The sequence below is a fragment of the Ruminococcus sp. genome (genome assembly GCF_017549005.1).
GTDB lineage: Bacteria > Bacillota > Clostridia > Oscillospirales > Ruminococcaceae > Ruminococcus.
This window is the reverse complement of record NZ_JAFYYT010000035.1, coordinates 1-24,344: the sequence shown is the minus strand read 5'-3', so window position 1 is coordinate 24,344 and position 24,344 is coordinate 1. Positions and strand designations below refer to the sequence as shown.

At 42.6% G+C, this 24,344-nt stretch carries 22 protein-coding genes, 1 pseudogene and 1 CRISPR repeat array; of the genes and pseudogenes, 20 read left to right on the top strand and 3 right to left on the bottom strand.

Going from position 1 to position 24,344, the window contains the following annotated elements; all coding sequences use genetic code 11:
- The first annotated feature begins 7 nt into the window (after positions 1 to 7).
- The 13 genes from cas7c to IKW96_RS08250 all read left to right on the top strand — a co-directional run bounded on the left by cas7c (position 8) and on the right by IKW96_RS08250 (position 15,215).
- On the top strand, positions 8 to 880 hold the full coding sequence (gene cas7c / locus IKW96_RS08310; protein ID WP_296573065.1) for a type I-C CRISPR-associated protein Cas7/Csd2: 873 nt from the start codon (positions 8 to 10) through the stop codon (positions 878 to 880).
- Positions 877 to 1,551 (top strand): CRISPR-associated protein Cas4, encoded by a 675-nt coding sequence (gene cas4, locus IKW96_RS08305; RefSeq protein WP_296573062.1) that lies wholly within the window; start codon positions 877 to 879, stop codon positions 1,549 to 1,551. The genes cas7c and cas4 overlap by 4 nt, the downstream gene beginning before the upstream one ends.
- Positions 1,548 to 2,570 (top strand): type I-C CRISPR-associated endonuclease Cas1c, encoded by a 1,023-nt coding sequence (gene cas1c / locus IKW96_RS08300; protein WP_296573057.1) that lies wholly within the window; start codon positions 1,548 to 1,550, stop codon positions 2,568 to 2,570. Before cas4 ends, cas1c begins: the two co-directional genes overlap by 4 nt.
- A 9-nt stretch (positions 2,571 to 2,579) precedes the next feature.
- On the top strand, positions 2,580 to 2,870 hold the full coding sequence (gene cas2, locus IKW96_RS08295; RefSeq protein ID WP_296573055.1) for a CRISPR-associated endonuclease Cas2: 291 nt from the start codon (positions 2,580 to 2,582) through the stop codon (positions 2,868 to 2,870).
- 148 nt (positions 2,871 to 3,018) lie between these two features.
- Positions 3,019 to 7,357: direct repeats of the CRISPR family, unit length 32 nt; unit sequence GTCGCGCCCCACGTGGGCGTGTGAGTTGAAAT.
- A gap of 380 nt (positions 7,358 to 7,737) precedes the next feature.
- Entirely contained in the window at positions 7,738 to 7,965 is a 228-nt protein-coding gene (locus IKW96_RS08290; RefSeq protein ID WP_296573052.1) for a hypothetical protein, read from the top strand.
- The gene (locus IKW96_RS08285) at positions 7,965 to 8,774 is read left to right on the top strand and encodes a DUF6017 domain-containing protein (RefSeq protein WP_296573048.1); all 810 of its coding nucleotides are present in this window, start codon (positions 7,965 to 7,967) and stop codon (positions 8,772 to 8,774) included. Before IKW96_RS08290 ends, IKW96_RS08285 begins: the two co-directional genes overlap by 1 nt.
- A 71-nt stretch (positions 8,775 to 8,845) precedes the next feature.
- The gene (locus IKW96_RS08280) at positions 8,846 to 9,328 is read left to right on the top strand and encodes a PcfB family protein (RefSeq protein WP_296573046.1); all 483 of its coding nucleotides are present in this window, start codon (positions 8,846 to 8,848) and stop codon (positions 9,326 to 9,328) included.
- Positions 9,328 to 11,091, top strand: coding sequence for a VirD4-like conjugal transfer protein, CD1115 family (locus IKW96_RS08275; RefSeq protein ID WP_296573043.1), 1,764 nt, complete (start codon positions 9,328 to 9,330; stop codon positions 11,089 to 11,091). The genes IKW96_RS08280 and IKW96_RS08275 overlap by 1 nt, the downstream gene beginning before the upstream one ends.
- Positions 11,092 to 11,157: 66 nt before the next feature.
- Positions 11,158 to 11,373 (top strand): Maff2 family mobile element protein, encoded by a 216-nt coding sequence (locus IKW96_RS08270; protein WP_019680688.1) that lies wholly within the window; start codon positions 11,158 to 11,160, stop codon positions 11,371 to 11,373.
- 79 nt (positions 11,374 to 11,452) lie between these two features.
- Positions 11,453 to 12,322 (top strand): VirB6/TrbL-like conjugal transfer protein, CD1112 family, encoded by an 870-nt coding sequence (locus IKW96_RS08265; RefSeq protein ID WP_296573038.1) that lies wholly within the window; start codon positions 11,453 to 11,455, stop codon positions 12,320 to 12,322.
- Positions 12,323 to 12,333: 11 nt separating this feature from the next.
- On the top strand, positions 12,334 to 12,495 hold the full coding sequence (locus tag IKW96_RS08260; RefSeq protein WP_296573035.1) for a hypothetical protein: 162 nt from the start codon (positions 12,334 to 12,336) through the stop codon (positions 12,493 to 12,495).
- A complete protein-coding gene (locus IKW96_RS08255) occupies positions 12,473 to 12,907 on the top strand; it encodes a PrgI family protein (protein WP_296573032.1) in 435 nt (144 codons plus the stop codon). The genes IKW96_RS08260 and IKW96_RS08255 overlap by 23 nt, the downstream gene beginning before the upstream one ends.
- Entirely contained in the window at positions 12,819 to 15,215 is a 2,397-nt protein-coding gene (locus IKW96_RS08250; protein ID WP_367112952.1) for a VirB4-like conjugal transfer ATPase, CD1110 family, read from the top strand. Before IKW96_RS08255 ends, IKW96_RS08250 begins: the two co-directional genes overlap by 89 nt.
- Positions 15,216 to 15,339: 124 nt before the next feature.
- Here the strand turns inward: IKW96_RS08250 and IKW96_RS08245 are convergent, their stop codons facing one another.
- On the bottom strand, positions 15,340 to 15,777 hold the full coding sequence (locus IKW96_RS08245) for a hypothetical protein (RefSeq protein WP_296573029.1): 438 nt from the start codon (positions 15,775 to 15,777) through the stop codon (positions 15,340 to 15,342).
- Between the two features lie 130 nt (positions 15,778 to 15,907).
- On the opposite strand from IKW96_RS08245, the gene IKW96_RS08240 reads away from it, so the two are divergent.
- The 6 genes and pseudogenes from IKW96_RS08240 (at position 15,908) to IKW96_RS08215 (ending at position 22,569) form a co-directional block, all read left to right on the top strand.
- Positions 15,908 to 16,861, top strand: a complete 954-nt coding sequence (locus tag IKW96_RS08240) for a CD1108 family mobile element protein (RefSeq protein ID WP_296573026.1) — start codon at positions 15,908 to 15,910, stop codon at positions 16,859 to 16,861.
- 18 nt (positions 16,862 to 16,879) lie between these two features.
- Entirely contained in the window at positions 16,880 to 17,158 is a 279-nt protein-coding gene (locus tag IKW96_RS08235; protein WP_296573023.1) for a hypothetical protein, read from the top strand.
- The gene (locus IKW96_RS08230) at positions 17,151 to 17,891 is read left to right on the top strand and encodes a CD1107 family mobile element protein (RefSeq protein WP_296573021.1); all 741 of its coding nucleotides are present in this window, start codon (positions 17,151 to 17,153) and stop codon (positions 17,889 to 17,891) included. Before IKW96_RS08235 ends, IKW96_RS08230 begins: the two co-directional genes overlap by 8 nt.
- Before the next feature lie 30 nt (positions 17,892 to 17,921).
- A complete protein-coding gene (locus IKW96_RS08225; protein ID WP_296573019.1) occupies positions 17,922 to 20,018 on the top strand; it encodes a type IA DNA topoisomerase in 2,097 nt (698 codons plus the stop codon).
- A 29-nt stretch (positions 20,019 to 20,047) separates the two neighbouring features.
- Positions 20,048 to 22,363 (top strand): annotated as a pseudogene (locus IKW96_RS08220) (YodL domain-containing protein); the annotation flags it as partial.
- Entirely contained in the window at positions 22,360 to 22,569 is a 210-nt protein-coding gene (locus tag IKW96_RS08215) for a transposon-transfer assisting family protein (RefSeq protein ID WP_296573017.1), read from the top strand. The pseudogene IKW96_RS08220 and the gene IKW96_RS08215, both read left to right, overlap by 4 nt.
- Before the next feature lie 36 nt (positions 22,570 to 22,605).
- Here the strand turns inward: IKW96_RS08215 and IKW96_RS08210 are convergent, their stop codons facing one another.
- Both IKW96_RS08210 and IKW96_RS08205 read right to left on the bottom strand, forming a co-directional pair.
- Entirely contained in the window at positions 22,606 to 22,830 is a 225-nt protein-coding gene (locus IKW96_RS08210; RefSeq protein ID WP_296573015.1) for a hypothetical protein, read from the bottom strand.
- Positions 22,831 to 23,187, bottom strand: coding sequence for a DUF1413 domain-containing protein (locus IKW96_RS08205; protein WP_296573013.1), 357 nt, complete (start codon positions 23,185 to 23,187; stop codon positions 22,831 to 22,833). It abuts the gene before it with no gap.
- Positions 23,188 to 24,173: 986 nt separating this feature from the next.
- On the opposite strand from IKW96_RS08205, the gene IKW96_RS14825 reads away from it, so the two are divergent.
- The coding region (locus IKW96_RS14825; protein ID WP_367112954.1) for a TnpV protein at positions 24,174 to 24,344 on the top strand (171 nt) is incomplete at its 3' end.

The following is a 24,344-nucleotide window of genomic DNA, read 5'->3' as shown; positions in this document are numbered from 1 at the left end:
GTCAATTATGGAAAACAATGCAATTAAGAACAGATATGAATTCGTTATGCTTTTTGATGTTGAGAACGGTAATCCCAACGGAGATCCCGATGCAGGCAATATGCCGAGAACTGATCCAGAAACATCATATGGTATCGTTACAGATGTATGTCTTAAACGCAAGATAAGGAATTTTGTTGAGCTGTACAAGGAAGGTGAAGGCGGTTATAATATTCTCGTAAAGGCCGATCGCTCACTTAACTCAAAATTTACTGAAGCATATGATGCATTAGGCTTGGATAAAGGTCAAAAAGGCAAGAAAACAGATGATGTAAAAAAAGCTCAGGAATACATCTGCGCAAACTATTATGATGTTCGTACTTTCGGTGCTGTTATGAGTACCGGTGATGATCCTTGCGGAATAGTAAGAGGTCCTGTACAGATTAATTTTGCAAAGAGTATCGATCCTGTTTATGTTCAGGATATAACGGTTACACGTCAGGCAGTTACAACGGATAAGGATTTTAATGAGAAAAAGCAGAGTGAAATGGGTAAAAAGAGTTTTATTTCTTATGGACTTTATCGTGCAGAGGGCTATATTTCTGCAATGCTCGCACAAAAAGTCACTGGTTTTTCAGATGAAGATCTTGAACTGCTGTGGACAGCGATAATCAATATGTTTGAAAATGACAGAAGTGCTGCAAGAGGTAAAATGTGTCTCAGAAAACTGTATATTTTCAAGCACGAATCTGCTATAGGAAATGCTCCGGCACATATTCTCTTCGATAAGATCAAGATTGAAAGAAAGGCAGGAATTGAACCGCCAAGAAAATTTGATGATTATGATATTACAGTTGATAAGGATATGCCTACGGGCGTTGAACTGATCGAAAAGATATGAACGATCATACTATTAATATCCGTTGTATTCAGCATTATATGTATTGTCCGAGAAGATTTGCACTTCTTGAGTTGAATGATGACTGGTCTGAGAATGCATTTGTGGTCAAGGCAAATCTACAGCATCAGCACGTTCATGACGGTAGTCATTCATATTCTGACAGTCAAAAGATAGTTCGCAGCGGAATTTCTGTCTACAATGATGCGGAGGAATATGATATTTTCGGTATTACCGACTGCATAGAATTTGTTCGCAGTAATTCCGGAACTGTGCTTAATGGGCATGACGGGTATTTTCAGGTGCGAATCATAGAATATAAACCGAAAGCTCCCAAGAGTGATGATTTCAATGAAACTGACGCAATACAGGTGTTTGCGCAGAAAATATGTGCGGATCAAATATGGAAATGTGACAGTGAAGCTTATATCTATTACTCTGATACGCGAAAGCGTGTTAAGCTTCCGTTTGATACGGAGTATAAAAAATACGATGCTATGCTCAGACAGCTGCTTTCCGAAATGAGGAAGCTTCTTGAAGAAAAGAAAATGCCTGTACGAAAAAAGGGGCAGAAATGCTCTGGATGTTCAATGGCAGATATCTGTTTTCCGAAAGAAAAAAAGTACAGTGTCAGGGATATAGTCATGTCTCAGAAAGGAACTGATATCCAATGAAAAAATTGTTGAATTCACTTTATATTCTTGATGAGACTGCTTGGCTTACCCTTGACGGCGAAAACATTCTCTGCAAATGCGAGGATAAAGAAAAGTTCAGACTGCCTTTTTCTAATCTTGAAGATATCTACTGCTTCAACTATCTTGGGTGTTCGCCTGCCTTAATGGGAAAGTGTGCCGATCTGGGCATTAATATCAGCTTTATCTCACCACAAGGACATTTTCTCGCCAGAGTACAAGGTAAAACAAAAGGAAATATTTTCCTTAGAAAGTCTCAGTTTGAGCGTTTTGCCAAGCCTGATATTTTGCTTCCTCAGAATACTGTTGCCGCAAAGCTTTCAAATACAAGATATCTTATAAAGCGCTCCATGAAAGACAACCCTAAGCTCGATGCTGATGGTGAACTGAGCAGATGTATTGAATATCTTGAAAGCGGCATGGAGCACGTTTACGAGCTGAATGATACGGAAACCATAATGGGACTTGAGGGAAGCTGTGCAAAGTCATATTTCAATATTTTTGATAAGCTTATACTTAGTCAGAAAGAAGATTTTGCGGTAACGGGAAGAACCAAACGTCCGCCTCTTGATCCTGTGAACGCTGTTCTTTCGTTTTTATATACTATAATGACAAGCTCATATACTTCTGCTCTTGAAAGTGTGGGACTTGACAGCTGTTATGGCTTTTATCATGCATTAAAATCAGGCAGAAGCAGTTTGTCATGTGACCTTGTTGAGGAAACACGCTGTATAGCTGAAAGATTAGTCCTTACGCTTATCAATTTGAAAAAACTGAACATTTATGATTTTGACAGACAGGAAAGCGGTGCGGTATATCTCTCTAAGGACGGAAAGAAAAAGGTTCTTTCTGCATGGCAGGAAAAAAAGAGAAGTACAATAACACATCCATATCTTGGAGAAAAAATACCGCTTGGAATTCTTCCGTTTATCCAGAGTTCGCTGCTTGCAAAATATATCAGAGGAGAAATAGAAGAATACCCATGTTTCCTTATGAAGTAGGTGATCAATATGATGGTTATAGTTAGCTATGACGTATCTACAACTGATGCAAAGGGAAAAAGCAGACTGAGAAAAGTTGCAAAAGAATGTCAGAATTACGGGCAGAGAGTACAGAATTCAGTGTTTGAGATAGATGTTGATTATGGTACTTTTCTGAAAGTTAAAGACAGCCTTTTAAAGCTTATTGATGAAGCTCATGACAGTATCCGATTTTATTATCTCGGAAATAACTGGAAACGTCGAGTTGAACATTATGGTTCAAAGTCGACATATGATCCCGAAGGTGTTCTTATAATTTGAAAAGCGAACCCATTATAATATTAAAAACGCGGCAGGTTCGCCTGCCTAAAGACAATGCTTATGAATGAAATATGAACAAAATAGTACGATTTTGCTTATAAATGTCCGCTCACAGTGGCTGTGCGGCTCTTTATACACAATATATAGAGTCGCGCCCCACGTGGGCGTGTGAGTTGAAATAGAGAGGTAGCACAGAACAATGGAATTAGAGCTACGTCGCGCCCCACGTGGGCGTGTGAGTTGAAATATGTAATCAGGCTGATATCATTCTCGGTCACGGCTGGTCGCGCCCCACGTGGGCGTGTGAGTTGAAATATTGAGTATGTCGTCTGCCTTTTTTATAAGGTCGTGTCGCGCCCCACGTGGGCGTGTGAGTTGAAATCTTGATGAAGGATTCAGCGTTTTAATGACTAACGTCGCGCCCCACGTGGGCGTGTGAGTTGAAATGCTATTTGTGGAAGCGTGAACGAACCAGAGCCGGTCGCGCCCCACGTGGGCGTGTGAGTTGAAATCAGAGCAGATGTTATATAGGCAAGATAAAATGCGGTCGCGCCCCACGTGGGCGTGTGAGTTGAAATAGCCAGATGCTTGTTGCTCGCCCAGCAGCCACGGTCGCGCCCCACGTGGGCGTGTGAGTTGAAATGATAAGATCAGCCACAAGATTTATAACGTTTATGTCGCGCCCCACGTGGGCGTGTGAGTTGAAATTGACTTATCGGAAACTAACGATAATACTTCAGTCGGTCGCGCCCCACGTGGGCGTGTGAGTTGAAATTCAGCAGCACTCGAAGAAATGAGGGCTGAAGATGGTCGCGCCCCACGTGGGCGTGTGAGTTGAAATGAACCTGTTGCAGCTTCCTGATTTGGCATAACGCGTCGCGCCCCACGTGGGCGTGTGAGTTGAAATACGGCCGGACGTTTGACGAGCTCGAGGACTTTCGTCGCGCCCCACGTGGGCGTGTGAGTTGAAATGAAAAGTTGTCATCGGAAAAAGGCTGTCGGCTGCGGGTCGCGCCCCACGTGGGCGTGTGAGTTGAAATGCGACTATATCAGAATGTTATCAAGTACATTGCGTCGCGCCCCACGTGGGCGTGTGAGTTGAAATTCCGAGCCGTTTTAACTGATATTGACTTTAAAATGTCGCGCCCCACGTGGGCGTGTGAGTTGAAATGCTACTGATAGAAAAGGTAGAATAAGAGTGCGAGTCGCGCCCCACGTGGGCGTGTGAGTTGAAATTGTCAGATCGTCAGCATACTTTGCAAACATGAAAGGTCGCGCCCCACGTGGGCGTGTGAGTTGAAATGAATTTATGAGAGCATATTTGCTCGTTCTTGAAGTCGCGCCCCACGTGGGCGTGTGAGTTGAAATTCCAGGCGTCGGTTTGTGTTTCGTACCAGTGCAGTCGCGCCCCACGTGGGCGTGTGAGTTGAAATTTGTCGTTGTTACGCTATTAACACAGCGGAAACGGTCGCGCCCCACGTGGGCGTGTGAGTTGAAATAAAGATATTTCTTTATATTCCGTAGTAAGATTATCGTCGCGCCCCACGTGGGCGTGTGAGTTGAAATACGGCTGACGCGCGCGCCGAATATGAAAATAAAAAGTCGCGCCCCACGTGGGCGTGTGAGTTGAAATTCAATGCTTCCAGGATTAACGAGATTAAACGTAAACGTCGCGCCCCACGTGGGCGTGTGAGTTGAAATGATACAAGCTTTTATTCGTTCAAGCCTCTTAAGGTCGCGCCCCACGTGGGCGTGTGAGTTGAAATGTAACTATCCAAGAGGGCTTGAAGCGCGTCAATGGTCGCGCCCCACGTGGGCGTGTGAGTTGAAATAGACAGGAATGCAAGAACATGATATCTATCATACGTCGCGCCCCACGTGGGCGTGTGAGTTGAAATTGTAAGAACAGGACCTGTAGCGCTGCCGATCTGGTCGCGCCCCACGTGGGCGTGTGAGTTGAAATTGAATCCTTGCTTTTAAGCCCCTGACATATGCGGTCGCGCCCCACGTGGGCGTGTGAGTTGAAATGAAGCGTATCAATGCAATGTTTGGCACCGATATAGTCGCGCCCCACGTGGGCGTGTGAGTTGAAATGTTATTGCAAGCAACCCGTTAACGGGCAGTATGACGTCGCGCCCCACGTGGGCGTGTGAGTTGAAATTCTGCAAGTATGGTTATATTGAAAGGAGTATGAGTCGCGCCCCACGTGGGCGTGTGAGTTGAAATGACATGTTGCACTTGTTTGTCGGTCAGTTCCAAGTCGCGCCCCACGTGGGCGTGTGAGTTGAAATCCCATAGTGGCTCCGAGACAACAACAGAAGCCTGTCGCGCCCCACGTGGGCGTGTGAGTTGAAATTCTCTCACCGTCGGCGGAGCAACCGGCAGCTTAACGTCGCGCCCCACGTGGGCGTGTGAGTTGAAATATTCATAATGTCATTTAAAATTTCATAGATCTGAGTCGCGCCCCACGTGGGCGTGTGAGTTGAAATGCAGCAGCTTATCACGATGTGCTTGACATTATCATGTCGCGCCCCACGTGGGCGTGTGAGTTGAAATTTTATATACGGGGGTGCAGCGCGTCATGGAAGATGTCGCGCCCCACGTGGGCGTGTGAGTTGAAATATTGATTCCATTAGGAACGTATTCAAAGTATGATTGTCGCGCCCCACGTGGGCGTGTGAGTTGAAATTTACGGTACAAGTGCCGGCTGCAACCGGTGTGAGTCGCGCCCCACGTGGGCGTGTGAGTTGAAATGCTCATGAATATGCTTTCTTCAAACGTCAGATAGGTCGCGCCCCACGTGGGCGTGTGAGTTGAAATCGGATGTGCCATATGTACCATCAATATTTGTACGGTCGCGCCCCACGTGGGCGTGTGAGTTGAAATGTATCTGCGGCTTAACGTCAAGAGCGGCATATCAGTCGCGCCCCACGTGGGCGTGTGAGTTGAAATTCTTTCCGTAAATGATATTATATACGGCGTCGAGCGGTCGCGCCCCACGTGGGCGTGTGAGTTGAAATTGTAGCATTTTGTTATATGCAGTCCATCCAGAGTGTCGCGCCCCACGTGGGCGTGTGAGTTGAAATTCAAAGCTTTCAAAAATTACACAAAATCCTAACGTCGCGCCCCACGTGGGCGTGTGAGTTGAAATTCAGCTTATGATACAGATACTATGAACATAAAGAGGTGGTCGCGCCCCACGTGGGCGTGTGAGTTGAAATTCAGCCCGTCTTTATAGCAGCACAAGTAAAATGCGCGTCGCGTCCCACGTGGGCGTGTGAGTTGAAATACCTAAGAATTGTGCAACATTATTCACAATTGTCGTCGCGCCCCACGTGGGCGTGTGAGTTGAAATTTTGCATTCGTGTATCATGTGCAGATCATGATAAAGTCGCGCCCCACGTGGGCGTGTGAGTTGAAATTACTTTGTTGTCTACTCGGTGACTGTTTTGTTTTGGTCGCGCCCCACGTGGGCGTGTGAGTTGAAATGCAAGCTTCTGAGATACTATTCTGTCAATTCTCAGGTCGCGCACCACGTGGGCGTGTGAGTTGAAATTGACGTGCTTCAGAAGCAGCTTGACAGAAGCCGGTCGCGCCCCACGTGGGCGTGTGAGTTGAAATTTAGATTCCAGTCTGTCGGCTGTGCTGTCGTAAGTGTCGCGCCCCACGTGGGCGTGTGAGTTGAAATATAGAAATATCGGTTGAAGTCAGGGGTTTTGTACGTCGCGCCCCACGTGGGCGTGTGAGTTGAAATCATATACATTTGATGGAAATATAACGCGATTTAAGTCGCGCCCCACGTGGGCGTGTGAGTTGAAATATTAAATCAGCTGCTGAAGTATTCACTGCATATTACGGTCGCGCCCCACGTGGGCGTGTGAGTTGAAATTAAGATTTGCCATCTTAATGTTGTACTTATCGATCGTCGCGCCCCACGTGGGCGTGTGAGTTGAAATCATGGAAGGTTAAAAATGGTCGTGATGATCCATAGTCGCGCCCCACGTGGGCGTGTGAGTTGAAATGATATTCATCGGAGAATATATTAACAGATTCTTGTCGCGCCCCACGTGGGCGTGTGAGTTGAAATTTTTCGTTTACAGCGTGTCATGTTGGTACGATGTTGTCGCGCCCCACGTGGGCGTGTGAGTTGAAATGTCTCAGACATGTCCAAATGGAATAATGCAAAGAAGTCGCGCCCCACGTGGGCGTGTGAGTTGAAATTATTATTGAGAAGGCTTACTCAACAGATAATTGCGTCGCGCCCCACGTGGGCGTGTGAGTTGAAATCTGTGAAGACGGTCTGCACCTGGCTTCAGTCTCCAGTCGCGCCCCACGTGGGCGTGTGAGTTGAAATATTAATGAGTCTACATTTCAAACAAATTGGGAAGGTCGCGCCCCACGTGGGCGTGTGAGTTGAAATCTTGATTACGATTTCCCGAGCTGTCTCCCTGTAATGTCGCGCCCCACGTGGGCGTGTGAGTTGAAATTATCCGTGGCTTAACAATTTACAGAACATCAATGGTCGCGCTCCATGTGAATTGAATGGGAAAATTGGTGTTGGTGGGATTATGAACGATCATGAAAGCTACCCTTATTCCAGCACAGGCTGCTATCGCTTCTAAGTAGTAGTTCTAAAGTCACGATTTCATGGGAGTTTCCGATAACCTTTGAAATGGCGAAAGCCTATAAAAAGGCTCATGGAAGCTATTTACGGAAAAATCAGTGGCGAGATATCAAAATGGTGTTCTGTCTTGAAGTAGGATAAACACTGAAAAATAATTAAAGCCTCGTATCTGCGGTGTTCAATACACTGCCGTTACGGGGCTTTTTTGTTGTTATGAATAAAACGAAAGGAAGGTGTCATGTCATGATCACAACAGTAAGGTGCAGAAGTTCTCCCATATCACAAAATTCAGGAGTTGTCAATACTTTTCCTGAAATTTCTTTGGAGGGCTACAATGCACAAAACAAGGAGTTTGTCAAGAGGTTTTTTGAAAAATATTTTTGTCTCCCCCAAGCACAAAATGAGTCAGTTGTCAATAGTATTTTGAAAATTTCTTTTGATTTTTCAAAAATAGAAGCTGGTGGCATCTGATGGCGTACTGTAAAGTTGAGCTGAAAGGCGGTTTTACCGTAATATCCAATGAATTGATGAGGGACAAAAGGCTCTCCCTGAAGGCAAAAGGACTTCAGGCTCTGGTCCTTTCGCTTCCTCCCGACTGGGATATGACAATTGAAGGGCTATCGTCTATCTGCCTTGAATGTTCGGATACGATCTCCTCTATTTTAAAGGAGCTTGAAGCTGCCGGATATCTCAGCAGATACCGTGAAAGAAACCGTAATGGTAGATACGGTCAGATGCAGTATACTTTTTTTCAGAAACCTCTTAATTCCAGACCTATCATTGATTCACCTGACAGGAATTTTTCCGGACAGGTAAAACCTGGTTGGGATAATTCGGGACAATTAAGTAAAGAGAAATCAAATAAAGAACGATCAAATAAAGACTTACCTGATATCTTATCTATCAATCAGCTGGATATGATGGATAAGATGAGAATTTACAGGGAAATCATTTATGAAAATATCGATTATGAGATACTCAGAGAACAGGTTGACAGTTCAAGGCTTGATGAAATAGTTGAGATCATGCTGGAATGTATATGTTCATCATCTAAGTCAATGATAATCGACAAGGAAGCTGTTCCAACTGAACTTGTAAGAAGCCGATTGTTGAAAATCGACTCCTCTCATATCGAATATGTTCTTTCCTGCCTTGACAACAATACCACAAAAATCAGAAACATCAAGGCATATCTTCGTACAGCTCTTTACAACGCTCCCTCAACTATCAACAGTTACTATGCGGCAGAGGTCAATCACGACCTGTACGGAACAGAATAAACACAAGAAAAAGCAGTTAAGTATTTGTACTTAGCTGCTTTTTTTGTACCTGATGAAGAAAGGAGGCAGTCATGCAGGATTATAATAACGAAAAAATTGTTGCTTTGTCATTCAGATCAACCAAAGTAACTACAAACGTTCTTGTTAAAGTGTTGAAAAAGCTTCTTGAATTACAAAAAAATCGAAATCCTCAAGTAATTCGCGGGAAACAGTCCTTAAAGCAGCTTATCAGAGGAAATGATAATGCTTCGGTCACAAATATCGAGATAAACGACCAGAATATCAAGGCTTTTGAAAAGACCGCCCGAAAATATGGCATAGATTATTCCTTGAAAAAGGACAAATCAGTAGAACCACCAAAATATATCCTTTTTTTCCGTGCGAAGGACAGTGAGATACTGACTAAAGCTTTCAAGGATTTCCTGAATATCCGTGAACAGAAGAAAGAGCAGGAAGAAAAGCAGTCAATAAAAACTCGGCTGAATGAGCTTACTCCTCCAAAGAACAAGGAACTCAAAAGGGAAAAGACAAGAACGAGGGAAGTGGAACTCTGATGAAGTTCAATAAGCAGAAATTTCTTAAGATAGTTCCATTTTTAGGAGTAGGTTTCTTTTTCAACAAAGCTTCTCAGGTATTTACCTCTGCTTCGGGTTCTTCATTCGGGGAGAAGTTCATAGAGGCTATGAACAATTTCGGAAGTGTATTCTCTGTTCCGCTGCCAAGTTTCAGACCTGTTGATCTGCTTATCGGAACTGCGGGAGCAGTTCTTATTAAAGCAATTGTCTGGATAAAAGGCAAAAATGCAAAGAAATACCGTAAAGGCGTAGAATATGGTTCAGCCCGTTGGGGTACAGCAGAAGATATCAAGCCGTATATGGCAGAAGATTTTAAGGACAACATCATTCTGACTGAGACCGAAAGGCTGACTATGGATAACCGTCCAAAATCAGGACCAAAGTACGCAAGGAACAAGAATGTTCTTGTTATCGGCGGTTCAGGAAGCGGTAAAACCCGTTTTTTCGTAAAACCAAACCTTCTTCAGATGCACAGCAGCTATGTAGTGACCGATCCGAAAGGTACAGTTGTAAATGAAGTCGGAAATGCCTTACTGAAAGGAGGGTACAGAATAAAGATCCTGAATACTATCAACTTCGCAAAATCCATGCACTATAACCCATTGGCGTATATTCGTTCAGAAAAAGATATCCTGAAACTGGTAAACACCATAATAGCCAATACAAAGGGAGAAGGAGCGCAGAGCGGCGAAGATTTCTGGATCAAGGCAGAAAGACTGTATTATTCGGCACTTATCGGGTATATCTGGTACGAAGGTCCTGAGGATGAAAAAAATCTGAACACCCTGATAGAAATGATCAATGCATCAGCGACAAGAGAGGATGATGAATCATTCAAAAACCCTATAGATCGCCTCTTTGATGAATTGGAAGCTGAGAATCCGGAGCACTTTGCTGTACGGCAGTACAAAAAGTATAAGCTTGCAGCCGGCAAAACAGCCAAAAGTATCCTTATCTCCTGCGGAGCAAGACTTGCTCCTTTTGATATCAGGGAACTGCGTGAACTCACAGAATATGACGAGCTTGAGCTCGATACGTTAGGCGATGAAAAGACGGCACTTTTTGTCATAATCTCCGATACGGATGATACTTTTAACTTCATCGTAGCCATAATGTACACTCAGCTTTTCAATCTTCTCTGTGATAAAGCAGATGACAAACATGGCGGACGCCTGCCTGTTCATGTCCGCTGTATTCTTGACGAATTCAGTAATATCGGTCAGATACCGAAGTTTGAGAAGCTCATCGCAACAATACGAAGCCGTGAGATATCAGCCTGTGTTATACTCCAGGCTCAGAGTCAACTGAAAGCCATATACAAGGATAATGCTGATACTATCGTTGGCAACTGCGATACAACACTGTTTCTCGGAGGCAAGGAAAAGACCACACTGAAAGAACTTTCCGAAATACTTGGAAAGGAGACAATTGACCTCTACAATACAGGCGAAAGCAGAGGCAAAGAGACTTCCCACTCTCTGAATTATCAGAAAACGGGAAAAGAGCTTATGAGCATGGATGAACTCAGCGTTATGGACGGAAACAAGTGTATTTTGCAGCTTAGAGGTGTCAGACCTTTTCTGAGTAACAAATACGATTATACGAAGCATCCAAAATACGCTCTAACGTATGACGCTGATGAAAAAAACTTTTTCGATATCGAGAAGTACCTGTCTCATAAGCTAAAGATCAAAAGCACAGACACAGTCGAGGTATATGACTGTGGAACCGTAAACGCATAAGGACCAGCGTAACCACGCTGGTTTTTTTATGCCCGAAATCTTTAATTATGAAAGGAAATTTTTATTATGGAATTTTTTACTTCAGCAGTAGGCGTTCTTCAGACACTCGTTATAGCTCTCGGTGCAGGTCTTGGTATCTGGGGAGTTGTCAATCTTCTTGAAGGTTACGGAAACGATAACCCCGGTGCCAAGTCTCAGGGTATGAAGCAGCTCATGGCCGGCGGCGGTGTTGCCCTTATCGGAACAACACTTGTTCCTCTTCTCAAGGGACTTTTCGGTTAAGGTCCTTTTTGAACTCCGCGGAGGTCTGCCGAAAGGCAGACTTCTGCTCTATAAATAAAAGACAGAAAGGTGGTATGTAATGGACAAAATTATAGATGCTATTGGCGACGCAATACACGATTTCTTTGTAGATGCGTGCGGCGGAATGTTCATAGGAATATTTGATGACGCAAACGCTTCTGTCGCTAATGTCAGTAAAGACGTAGCTCTTACTCCTGCCGAGTGGAATAAAAGCATATTCTCTATGATACAGAATCTGTCAAACAATGTTATCATCCCGATAGCCGGCCTTATAATCACTGCTGTTCTATGCTATGAACTTATTACAACAATAACCGAAAAAAACAATATGCATGATGTTGAGACCTTTATCTTCTTCAAGTTCTGCTTCAAGGCTTGTGTAGCGGTAATGCTCCTGTCTCACACATTTGAGATCACAATGGCGATATTTGATGTCGGGCAATGGATAGTTAATAAATCGGCTGCCTCAATTGCAAACGACACATACGTTGATGTAAACGAGATATACCTGGATTTCAGGTCTTCTCTCGACAAAATGGATACAGGTTCGCTTATCGTTCTTATGCTTGAAGCGGCGGTAGTCGGTCTTGCTGTCAAGGCAATAGCTATCCTTGTTACAGTAGTTCTCACAAACAGAATGATCGAGATCTATATGTACTGCTCTGTTGCGCCTATCCCGTTCGCAACTATGACGAACCGTGAATGGGGCAATATCGGTACAAACTATATCAGAAGCCTTGTGGCGCTGGCATTTCAGGCGTTTTTCATAATGGTGCTTGTAGGCATTTATTCGGCTCTCGTAAAGGATATTACTACGGTAAAGGACCTTCACGGTATGCTGATGCGAATAGGCGGATATTCTATCGTATTATGCCTGACGCTGTTCAAAACGTCCTCGATCTCGAAATCAATATTCAACGCACGATAGGAGGCGGAAATATGAATGATAATTTTCAGAAAAAAATTATGAAGCTGCGCTCAGATATAGAAGAAGCGCTTTCAGACTTTATCTATCACTTTGCCGATGATATCCCGAAAGATAGTCCGGCATATCAGCAGATAAGGGAGGACTTTATAAATGCCTTATGTACAGGTTCCTAAGGATTTGAACAAGGTCAAGACAAAAGTCGTATTCAACCTAACAAAAAGGCAGCTTATATGGTTCAGTACAGCGACGGCTACTGCCGTCCCTGTATATTTCCTCACCAGAAGCCATATAGGCAACACTCTTGCAATGCTCCTTCTTATCATCATAGCCATGCCTTTTTTCCTCATGGCTATGTATGAAAAGAACGGTATGCCATTTGAAAAAGTTGCAAAGATCTTCATAACATCACGGTTCATACGACCTAAGAAGCGACCTTACAGAACAGAAAACATCTACGAATACGCACAGAGACAGTATGATCTTGAAAAGGAGGTAAATGACATTGTCTATAATAAAAACAAAACTAACAGGAAAACAGAAAAAAATGGTAGGAGCTGCCGTAAAAAGGGCTCGTCCCGACGGTAATGGAAAAATCCCCGTAACCGCACAGCAGTCTATCAGGTTTCAGCAGATGTACAAGGACGGTATATGCCGTACCGATGACAACCATTATACAAAGACGATACAGTTCTTCGATATCAACTATCAGCTTGCTCAGAACGAAGATAAAACTGCGATATTTGACGGTTACTGCGAATTTCTCAATTACTTTGACTGCTCAATAAATGTCCAGTTGTCTTTCCTGAATCAGTTATCTGACCTTGAAGAATTTGAAAAGATGATAGAACTTGCTCCCCAGGGCGACGGCTTTGATGACATCAGAGGTGAATACTCCGAAATGCTGAAAAATCAGCTTGCAAAGGGTAATAACGGTCTTGTAAGGACAAAATTCATAACATTCGGTATCGAAGCTGATAATCTCAGAGAAGCCAAATCGAAACTGGAGCGTATAGAAGCTGATATTATCAGCAACTTCAAAACTATGGGAGTACTGGCACAGCCTCTTAATGGTGCAGAACGCCTTGCCATACTTCATCGCTGCTTCAATCCCGACGGCAGGGAAAAATTCAGATTTTCATGGGAGCTGCTCCCACAATCAGGACTATCTGTAAAGGACTTCATAGCTCCTTCTTCCTTTGATTTCTCCAAAGGAAACAGTTTCAGAATGAGCGATAAGACGGGAGCTGTATCGTTTATCCAGATAATGGCAAGTGAAATGTCGGATAAAATGCTTGCGGATTTCCTGAATGTCGATCACAGTATTACTCTGTCAATCCACTTCCAGTCAATCGACCAGAACAAAGCCATAAAAACAGTCAAACGAAAGATAACAGACCTTGATAAGATGAAGATGGAAGAGCAGAAAAAGGCTTTCCGCAACGGATACGACATTGATATCATGCCTTCCGATATAAACACATTCGGAAAGGATGCGAAAGCGCTTCTTAATGATCTCCAGAACCGAAACGAACGCCTTTTCATGGTCACTATCCTCATTATGAATACCGCAGATACAAAAAGGAAGCTTGATAATATCATTTTTCAGGAACAGGGTATCGCTCAGAAGTACAACTGTCAGCTCAAACGCCTTGATTATCAGCAGGAAGACGGTATTATGGCTTGCGTACCTATCGGTATCAATGATATTGAGATAAAGCGCGGACTGACCACATCCAGCACAGCAATCTTTGTTCCGTTTACCACACAGGAGCTGTTTCAGGACGGAGAAGCCCTGTATTACGGGTTAAACGCTCTTTCAAACAACATGATACTGTGTGACCGTAAGCAGCTCAAAAATCCAAACGGTATTGTTCTCGGTACTCCTGGAACTGGCAAGTCGTTCTCTGCCAAGAGAGAGATAGCAAATGCCTTTCTGACAACTAAAGATGACATTATTATTTGTGATCCTGAAGCTGAATACTTCCCTCTTGTAAACAGGCTGAACGGTCAGGTAATACGAATATCTCCAAATTCGACGCAATATATCAATCCTCTGGACATCAATCTTAATTATTCAGAAGATGAGAACCCTCTTGCACTTAAATCTGATTTTGTACTTTCAATGTGCGAACTGATCGTCGGAGGCAAAAGCGGTCTTGAGCCTATAGAAAAGACTATTATTGACCGCTGCGTCCGTCTTGTTTACAGGGAATACCTTGCAAATCCTGAAACAGCAGAAATGCCTGTTCTTCAGGACCTTTACAACCTTATCCTAAGTCAGCCCGAACCTGAGGCTATACGAATAGCTACTGCACTTGAAATGTACGTTACCGGCTCACTCAACATCTTCAATCATCGTACAAATGTCGATATGAACAACCGTCTTATCTGCTTTGATATAAAGGAGCTCGGAAAACAGCTTAAAAAGCTGGGAATGCTCGTCGTTCAGGATTGTGTATGGAATCGTGTTACAGTAAACCGTGCAGAACACAAGTCAACCCGCTATTATATCGACGAGTTTCACCTTCTTCTCAAGGAAGAACAGACCGCTGCTTACTCCGTAGAAATATGGAAACGATTCAGAAAATGGGGCGGTATCCCGACAGGTCTTACGCAGAATGTGAAGGACCTGCTTTCAAGCCGTGAAGTTGAGAATATATTTGAAAACTCAGACTTCATCTATATGCTGAATCAGGCTGCGGGCGATAGACAGATCCTTGCTAAACACCTGAATATTTCTCCGCATCAGCTTTCATACGTTACAAACTCAGGTCCGGGAGAAGGTCTTATCTTCTACGGCAATGTTATTATTCCGTTCGTTGACAAATTCCCGAAGGATACTATGCTCTACAAGATAATGACAACGAGACTGGAAGAAACGGAGGTGAACTGATATGAAGTGGTTTATTAGCTGCGTTGTTGGCGGAATCATAGGCGTAACCGCAATGTGGTTATTCCATGAGAAGCATTGCTGGTAAACAAAAAGCCGTATCTCATTGATACGGCTTACATATTTATCATGCTAATTTGAATTCAGCGCCTCTCGATCTGATATGTGAACTTATATTCATAATGAACGATACTGCGAATACAGCCCAGAAAGCGATCATGTTTTCTGTAATAAGTATATGTACAGTAAGAGCAGCGATAAAAGACCACAGAATGGAGAATATCACTGCAAATATCCAGAAACCGGGTTTGGTCTTTTGCAGAAAAAATGCAGCAATAAAGAGAACAACAGCAACTATAAGGCATACAACAGGATTTATCTGTGAGCTGAAAAATGAAACATTGAAAGCTCTGTTGCAAAGATAAAGTGCTATTCCGCCTGCAATTCCGATAACAAAGCTATTAATCATTGTTATCTTAGCCAGAAACGCATAAGAGCATAACAGAACAATATCTAAAACTAAAATAAAAATGGTCAGAATAATTCCAATACAAAATCCTATCATATACCGTCATCTCCTTCTGATAGATAATATTGCTTAAATGGAAAATTATTTCCTATTGAGACCTTATTTTATCACGATTGTCTCAACTTGTCAAGTCTTTTATAAACATTTTTTAAAAGGAGGTAAACCTATGATAGATTCTGAATTTAATGGAAATGAAGAACTTTCCGAGGAAGAAACGAAAGCTCTTTTGAAAAGTAGTAAGAAAGCCATAAAAAAGGCTGTAATTAAGCTTAAAGAACATCAGGATCAAAAGGAATCTAAACTAAAATTCAAGGAAGGAAATCCTAATAGCAAGCTCAATGAAAAAAAGAATTCTTCTGATACTATTTCTCAGGCTCAAAGAAAATCTGCTGTAAAAGAAGCGATGAAAAAAGCTCATCAGAAACAACAGGTCAAAAATGCCGAGAAGAAACGAAAAGCCGCTGCCACTGTCAAAGATGCTGCCGAAAAGGCTGGCAAAAAGGTAATACAGGCTGTTTCTTCCAGTAAATGGGGAATCCTCATTATTATACTGTTCCTTATAGTGTTTATGCTGTTCACAACACTGGCGACGTCTTGCAGTTCATCGTTTGTAGATAGCGGAACGGCATATATCGCAACATCATATATGACCAGTGACGAAGATCTTATTGCCTGTAACGAACAGCTAAATAACCGCGAAAATGAGCTGAGAGAATATATTGATCATATTCCCGACTACTATATCGACTGGAACGAGTATAACTACTACATTGATGATATAGGACACGATCCTTATCAGCTTCTGTCATATCTGAGTGCAATGAAGGTAAACTTCAAGTATGACACAGAGATACAGGAGATGATAAACAAGGTCTATGATTCAATGTATCAGCTTGATATTGAGTCTGTTCATGAAGTAAGGTCAGAAACTCACATAGAAACAGACGCTGATGGAAACGAAACGGAGGTGACAGTGGAATATGACTACTTTATCCTGAATGTTCGCCTGATATCAAGGAGTATCGAAGAAGTAGTTATCCAGGAGCTTAAAGATGCGGGAGTTTATGACCTGTATCTTGCTATGATGCAAACCAAAGGAAACAAACCCGATCTATTTTAAGACAGAAAGGATCAACCTATGTCAGTTGGATTAGAAAAAACCGAACAACAGCTTGAAAAAGCATACAATGAACTTTCGGTCATCAGAGACAGAAAAGCTGATATCATCGAGAAGGAGAAAGCTGTTATGGCGCATATTGAAAAGCTCGAAAATCAGCGTATACTGCAAATCGTCGGTATATTCAATCTGAACGGAGATGATCTGAAAAAGAAGCTTGCAGCGATAATGCCTGCAAATGCACTGCAAACTGATTCAGATGAATTAATAAATAATGAAAGGACAGATGAAGATGAATAAGATACCAAAGCTTATAGGCTCTGTCGCTGCTCTCAGCAGCATTTTAGCTCTATCATCGCTTACAACTGCTTTTGCCGTTGAAGTAACAGAAACTACTGAAACCACTTCTGTAATATCTTCAGAAATTACAGTTTTGGAAAGCACTCTCCCCGTTTCATCAGATACAGAAACTACAGCTGTAATAACCGATATTTCAACAAAGGATAATAAAGAAGTTGAAAAATCTCTTCCCTCGGGTAACGGTACACTGCTTGAAGATGTGCTCAATGAAGATGTAAACCGCCAGTTCCTCACTATACAGAGCAAGAACGGCAACACGTTCTATATCGTTGTAGACAAGGATAATGAAGGTAGAGGCAATGTTTACTTTATGAATCTTGTTGATGAATATGACCTTATGGCTTTTACCGACAAGTTCCCGAACGAAGATAAGGACGGAAGCAAGAAAAAGGCTGAAACAGCGATAACCGACGTTGATGATGAAACGCCAACAGGCACTGAAAACGGAGATAATGAACCAGATAGCTCACAGACAACAGAAACTGCAAAAACAGCAAGTGCGGCAAACACCAACCTTCTTGTCCCTGCTATTGGTATACTCGCCCTTTTAGGCGGAGCAGCATTCTACTTCTTCAAGCTCAGGGGTACTTCATCGAATAATGACAAGAAGCGTGATTCCGATGATGAGGAGGATGATATCGATAACGGCGAAACAGAAAATGATAACAATTAAGCTCTATTAATTTACGAAAGGAATGATTCAATGAAGTTAGTGATCGCAGAAAAGCCAGGTGTCGGCATGGCACTTGCAAAAGTCCTCGGTGTTACCGAGAAGCAGAACGGGTATGTCGAAGGAAACGGGTATATCGTTTCATGGTGCGTCGGACACCTGGTCGGACTTGCCAATGCAGACAGCTATGACGAAAAGTACAAGCAGTGGAACATTGATGATCTGCCTATTATCCCTGAAAACTGGATTTTTAATGTATCACACGATAAGGATGAGCAGTTCAGCGTCCTGCGTTCCCTTATGAATGATGACAGGATAACAGAGGTCATAAACGCCTGTGATGCAGGGCGTGAAGGTGAACTCATTTTCCGTCTTGTTTACAACAAGGCAGGCTGCCGAAAGCCCATTAAACGCCTGTGGATATCTTCAATGGAAGAAAAGGCTATTTCAGAGGGATTTGCCGATCTCAAGGACGGAAAGGATTATGAAAACCTCTATGATTCAGCACTCTGCCGCGCAAAGGCTGACTGGATAGTAGGTATCAATTCATCACGCCTTTTCTCTCGCCTGTACAACAGAACTCTCAACGTCGGAAGAGTGCAGACGCCTACTCTTGCCATGATTTGCGAACGCGAGGGCAAGATATCGAACTTTCAGAAGGAGAAGTATTTTAATGTCCACCTCAGAGCAGACGGACTTGATGCAGTAATGGAAAAGATAAAGGCTCATGATGAGGCTGATAGGATAAGGCGTGAATGTGACGGTAAACAGGCGCAGGTCGCTTCAATAAAGTCTGAACGAAAGACGGTAAATCCACCTAAGCTCTACGACCTGACGTCGTTACAGCGAGAAGCGAATCGCCTCTACGGATTTACTGCTCAGCAGACGCTTGACTACACACAGTCACTGTATGAAATGAAGCTTTGCACCTATCCAAGAACAGACAGCTGTTATCTCACTGAGGATATGGGAGATACTGCGCGAAACATCACGGATATTATTCTAAGACGGCTTCCTCATTTTGAGAATATTACGTTAACCCCTGATGTTCACAGAGTATTGAACAACAAGAAAGTCACGGACCATACAGCAATTATCCTGACCTCCGAACTTGATAATGTCGATCTGGACTCAGTTCCCGAAGGAGAGCGAAAAATCCTTTTCCTTATAGCCAACCGTATGCTCTGTGCTATGTCAGAACCATATATCTACGAGACCGTTACAGGAACCATTAACTGTAGCGGTTATTCTTTTACCGCCAAAGGCAGGTATTCTGTTATAAAAGGGTTCAAAGGAATAGATGAAGCTTTCAGGAAGTATCAGAAATGCAGGGACGATGATGAACCTGAAGATACTGTTATCTCACTTGCCGAGGGACAGTGCTTTAACGATACCGCTGCTGAAATAACTGAGCATTATACGCAGCCGCCAAAGCATTTTACAGAGGATACGCTCCTTTCAGCAATGGAACATGCAGGAACAGAGGAAATTACAGAGGAAGTTGAGCGTTCAGGGCTGGGAACACCTGCAACAAGAGCAGGCGTAATTGAAAAGCTCACAAAATCAGGCTTTATAAAGCGTGATAAAAGAAACCTTGTTGTCACCGACAACGGAAACGACCTCATATCTGTAATGCCCGATATCGTAAAATCGGCAAAAATGACTGCGGATTGGGAAAACAAGCTTGCTCTTGTAGCTCAGGGACGATACACTTCTCAGCAGTTCATGGCTGATATTGAGAAACTGATAGACGATATTATTGCCGCAGGCAAGTCAGATATTGATGAAAGCAAGGTATCTCCGCATGAAAGCGGCGGAGAGGTAGTAGGTATCTGTCCGAGATGCGGAAAGAATGTTGTTATCACACCAAAAGCATATTCATGTGAAGACAGGAACTGCGGATTCGTTATCTGGAAGAATAACCGTTTCTTTGAAACATCGAGGAAAAAGCTCACAAGAGAAATAGTTGAAGCTCTCCTTAAAAACGGAAAGGTTGCTATCAGCGGTCTGTATTCCCCGAAATCACGCAGGAATTATGACGCTGTTGTATGTCTTGATGATACAGGAGATTATGTCAACTTCAAATTGAAGTTTGCACCGAGAAAAGTAAGAAAAGGAGGTAATGCCTGATGCCCGATATCGAAAATGTATCTGCGCAGGAGCGTACAAAGAAAATAACCGATAAACTTGAAAAAGGCATAAAGGAGCTGTTCGAGGGCGAGAAATTCAAGGAATATCTGAATACTATGTCCAAGTTTCATAATTACAGCTTCAACAATACAATGCTTATCGCCATGCAGAAGCCTGAGGCAACTCTTGTAGCCGGCTTTAATTCGTGGAAGAACAAATTCAAGCGTAATGTGAACAAGGGAGAGAAAGGAATCCAGATACTTGCTCCTGCCCCGTACACCATTAAGAAAGAGCAAACAAAAATCGACAAGGACACTCAGCTCCCTGTGCTTGATAATGACGGAAAGCCAATTACTGAAGAAGTCGAGATAAGGATTCCTGCATTCAAGGTCGTATCCGTGTTCGACGTTTCTCAGACAAGCGGAAAGGAGCTGCCTACACTTGGAGTTGACGAGCTTAAGGGCGATGTAAAAGATTATGAAAAGTTCTTTGAGGCGCTGAAAGCCATAGCTCCTGTCCCTGTCAGCTTTGAAGATATCAAAGACGGAGCAAAAGGCTATTTTGACAAGGAACGCAATGTTATTGCCATCAATGAAGGAATGTCTGAAACTCAGACTGTAAAGACCGCCGTTCATGAGATAGCTCACTCTATCCTGCATAATCATAAAATGACGAAATCGGACCTGGATAAGCCCAAAGACAGGAATACCGAGGAAGTCGAAGCTGAAAGTATCGCATATACTGTTTGTCAGCATTTCGGCATAGATACGTCAGATTACAGCTTTGCCTATGTTGCTTCATGGGGTTCGGGAAAGGAAGTTCCCGAGCTCAAGGCTTCACTTGAAACTATCAGAGCAACGGCAAATGATATCATAAACAAGGTGGAAGATATCCTGCTGGGGCGGCAGAAGGAACAGATACAGGACAAGACTCAGGAGCCTGTAAAGACAGAAAGCCGCCCTAAGAACGATGAAAAGCTGAATATCATAGGCAATACGCTGTTCAAGGATATTCCCGATAAAAACTATATGAAGCTGTCAACGGACAAGGCTCTTTCTGTTGCAAAGATACTCGAAGAAAAAGGAATAAAATTCAGCGGCAGGATCAATGATGATAAAACCACACTTACTATCTCAAAATCTGATATTCCTGCATACAAGGAAGCTCTTACGGCGATAGGCAAAAACAGGGTGGCTGAGAAATTGCCTGAGAATGAGGACAGACCTACAGAAACAGATCATTTTTCTATTCCCGTATACCTTAAAACAGCACAGGAAGCCAGAGATTCAGGCGAGATTGGGCTTTTCCGTCAGAACGGCAACGAAAATCAAAGCTGCCGTGAGAGCATAAAAAAGGCGATAAATGACAACTATCACCTTTATGAAAATGGCTTAGGCGGCACATTTGACGCAGACGCAGCCTTGAAACAGGTAATGAAAGAGTATCCGCTTGATCGTATTTCGCTGCTTGTTGCTTCGAGAATAGCGTCATCAGATTGGGACAAACGATTTGATGAAAAGGTTCAGAAATGGGCAAATGACGTTATTTCGCCACTTCCTGATAAAATAAAACCAAGTCTTATCTATTATCAGACAAATGAGCACTCAGGGCTGGTAAATATGTTAGCCGGGAAAATAATGGAAAAGCAGCTTGAACTTGAAAACTCAGTCAATGAAGCTGTAGCCGAGGACGTTCAGAGAGAGCTGGATAAAAGCAGCAGATTCAATTCTGTAGATGAAAGAATTTTAAAGGGTGATCCTGAAAAAGAAGCTATGCTTATGAACAGCAGTAACGATACAGTCGCTATCTATCAGCTGAAACGAACTCCTGAAAATCGTGATATCTCCTTTGCGGGACTCGATTACCTTGAAAAGATGGGAAAAGAGATAGACAGGGATAACTATAACCTGGTTTACTGCTATAACGAAGACTTGTCCAAAGTCGAAAATATGCCTGCTTTCCTTGAATCTGTATTCGGTAAATTCAATAATGATCATCCCAAAGATTATGAAGGTCATTCTCTCAGCGTAAGTGACGTTATCGCCGTAAAGAAAGAAGGACAGATAACAGCTCATTTTGTTGATACCACAGGATTCAAGGAACTATCGCATTTCGGACAGATAGGGCGTGAAAATCCTCTGAAAGCTATTGAGGATACTGTTGAGCAGAATGATAATTCATTCGACGGTATCATAAACAATACTCCTCAGAAACCTGAGATAAAGGAAAAGCCTGAAAAAAAAGCAGAGGCAAAGCGTTCAATAAGAAGCTATCTGCGTGATGCAATGAGCACAAAACAGCCTGAAAACAAAACAGCCAATAAAGAGAAAGGTATGGAACGATGAAGGATTTTACTGTTGAAGAACTCAATTTCCTCTGTATCCTCAGAGGAATTGACCGTAAGGATACTATCAGTAACATTGTTGAAGCTACGCCGTATATCGCCGATGATGACGTCAGAAAGATCGGAGAAAGGCTTCTTTTCACGCTTGAAGCTATGACAGACGCAGAATACAATGATATCAGCTTTGATGAAGCATTTGAGGCATAATCTTCGCGCCCTGTTTCAGGGCGTTACATAAAATTTTCAAATTATAATATATCCTTGGCTTGATTTAGTTCCAACTAATTTTATTCCTGTTAGTCTACCGCTTACAACTTCTTCACGGAGCTTTATAGCGACTCTTTGCGAAGCTGTTCTCCCTGTAAAAAAATCACGGAAGTACAAATGGGTTCCTTTTGGAATGGTTGGTATTTGATTCAGAATTATATTATAGTCATTAGTTTCGTTTGCATTTAGTGTTATCTTCATTTATTTCTCCTCCCTAACGTATAACTGAATATTTGATGAGTTTTTACCAGCATCTTTTATATGGTGAAGTTCAGCGGTATCACGTTTTATAAGATGATAAAAACATCTTCCAAGGGACAGTCTCACTCCTCTTGGAATCTCATGCCAATCAGGAAATAAAGACATAACCGTAAATGGAATTCCTATAGGTTGTGATTTAGCCTGAGTTATTAGAAATCCATATCTAATATTAAACTCATCTTCGCCAATTGGATATCTCTTTACATATTGAGCTAAATCCAAACCAAGATCTGAAGCACTTACTAATGCTGTTTCATATTCTGCATCGGTAAGCGTAATTGTAATGTTTTTTGACATGAAAAAAACCACCTTTCATGTTTACTCGTAAATTATTCTATGAGCTAATCAGAATCTGAAGACATTATATCATATTATTTCTGCAATGTCAAGTGAAGTTTTTAATGTATACATAGGAAAAGCCGAGGTAATCAAGAAATTTGATTCAATAATTGAAATTGACAGACGGCAGCAGAAAAACTTTAAAAAACTATTGACTTTGCCACTTTAATGTGGTATCATGTGAAAGGAGAATGAAATGCCTGCAAAACTTCAAAACGTACAGGAACTGCTGAAAGAACGTATTTCAGCGCTTTGGAAGGATATATATGAGTATACTTCCTTCCTTGAAACAGCTTCACGGCTTTACAAATACAGTTTCAAAGACCAGATCCTTATTCATGCTCAGCGACCTGACGCTGTTGCCTGTGCAGAGTATGATACCTGGGGACGGGAAGATATCACAAACAGATATATAAAACGCGGCAGCAAAGGCATTGCCCTTATAGCCGAAGATAACGGCAAAGCCAGACTCCGATATGTATTTGATTTCGCTGATACTGTAGCTAAAGACGAACGCTCAAGAACGCCTTTCTTCTGGAAAGTAACCGATAGAAACGAGGAGTCGGTCATCAGGCAGCTTTCGCCAACGGCGGAATCGCTTGGCAGAGCCGTAAAGGACAAGGCAAATGAACTTGTAAAGCTCCGTTCTGCCGAGTTTCTTCCCGGTATTTTGGAAGAAAGAGATAACACTTTCCTCAACGGGCTTGATGACCTGAATATACAGTATAGATTTGAAATGCTGCTGAAAGCCAGTGTTTCGTATGCCGTTCTTACAAGATGTGGATATGACGCAGAGGCTTTTATAAATCTTGATGATTTCAGAGGAATATATGAATTCAAAAGTATAAGGGCAATGACTGTTCTTGGAGATGCTGTCAGCAGTATCTCGGAACAGATGTTAAGAAATATCGAGCAAACGCTCAAAGTCGAAAGGAGTAAGAATTATGAGCAAAGCATTACCGAAAACCATGACAGAGAACGGGATACAGTACCGTCTGGACGAAGCAACACAGACTTATCTGCCGGATATGACGACGGAAGAACAGAAAGAGATCGGCAAGTACGGACTTCTCAGGAGAACCTTTCTGAAGGAGAAGAAGAACTGGGAGTATCAG

Coding starts and splice junctions, on each gene's coding strand:
- IKW96_RS08270 (WP_019680688.1), top strand. CDS start 11,158: ATGGAATTTTTTACTTCAGCAGTAGGCGTTCTTCAGACACTCGTTATA.
- IKW96_RS08245 (WP_296573029.1), bottom strand. CDS start 15,777: ATGATAGGATTTTGTATTGGAATTATTCTGACCATTTTTATTTTAGTT.
- cas4 (WP_296573062.1), top strand. CDS start 877: ATGAACGATCATACTATTAATATCCGTTGTATTCAGCATTATATGTAT.
- IKW96_RS08260 (WP_296573035.1), top strand. CDS start 12,334: ATGAATGATAATTTTCAGAAAAAAATTATGAAGCTGCGCTCAGATATA.
- IKW96_RS08280 (WP_296573046.1), top strand. CDS start 8,846: ATGCAGGATTATAATAACGAAAAAATTGTTGCTTTGTCATTCAGATCA.
- IKW96_RS08240 (WP_296573026.1), top strand. CDS start 15,908: ATGATAGATTCTGAATTTAATGGAAATGAAGAACTTTCCGAGGAAGAA.
- IKW96_RS08250 (WP_367112952.1), top strand. CDS start 12,819: ATGACATTGTCTATAATAAAAACAAAACTAACAGGAAAACAGAAAAAA.
- IKW96_RS08275 (WP_296573043.1), top strand. CDS start 9,328: ATGAAGTTCAATAAGCAGAAATTTCTTAAGATAGTTCCATTTTTAGGA.
- cas1c (WP_296573057.1), top strand. CDS start 1,548: ATGAAAAAATTGTTGAATTCACTTTATATTCTTGATGAGACTGCTTGG.
- IKW96_RS08285 (WP_296573048.1), top strand. CDS start 7,965: ATGGCGTACTGTAAAGTTGAGCTGAAAGGCGGTTTTACCGTAATATCC.
- IKW96_RS08210 (WP_296573015.1), bottom strand. CDS start 22,830: ATGAAGATAACACTAAATGCAAACGAAACTAATGACTATAATATAATT.
- IKW96_RS08265 (WP_296573038.1), top strand. CDS start 11,453: ATGGACAAAATTATAGATGCTATTGGCGACGCAATACACGATTTCTTT.
- IKW96_RS08215 (WP_296573017.1), top strand. CDS start 22,360: ATGAAGGATTTTACTGTTGAAGAACTCAATTTCCTCTGTATCCTCAGA.
- cas2 (WP_296573055.1), top strand. CDS start 2,580: ATGATGGTTATAGTTAGCTATGACGTATCTACAACTGATGCAAAGGGA.
- cas7c (WP_296573065.1), top strand. CDS start 8: ATGGAAAACAATGCAATTAAGAACAGATATGAATTCGTTATGCTTTTT.
- IKW96_RS08230 (WP_296573021.1), top strand. CDS start 17,151: ATGAATAAGATACCAAAGCTTATAGGCTCTGTCGCTGCTCTCAGCAGC.
- IKW96_RS08205 (WP_296573013.1), bottom strand. CDS start 23,187: ATGTCAAAAAACATTACAATTACGCTTACCGATGCAGAATATGAAACA.
- IKW96_RS08225 (WP_296573019.1), top strand. CDS start 17,922: ATGAAGTTAGTGATCGCAGAAAAGCCAGGTGTCGGCATGGCACTTGCA.
- IKW96_RS08255 (WP_296573032.1), top strand. CDS start 12,473: ATGCCTTATGTACAGGTTCCTAAGGATTTGAACAAGGTCAAGACAAAA.
- IKW96_RS08290 (WP_296573052.1), top strand. CDS start 7,738: ATGATCACAACAGTAAGGTGCAGAAGTTCTCCCATATCACAAAATTCA.
- IKW96_RS08235 (WP_296573023.1), top strand. CDS start 16,880: ATGTCAGTTGGATTAGAAAAAACCGAACAACAGCTTGAAAAAGCATAC.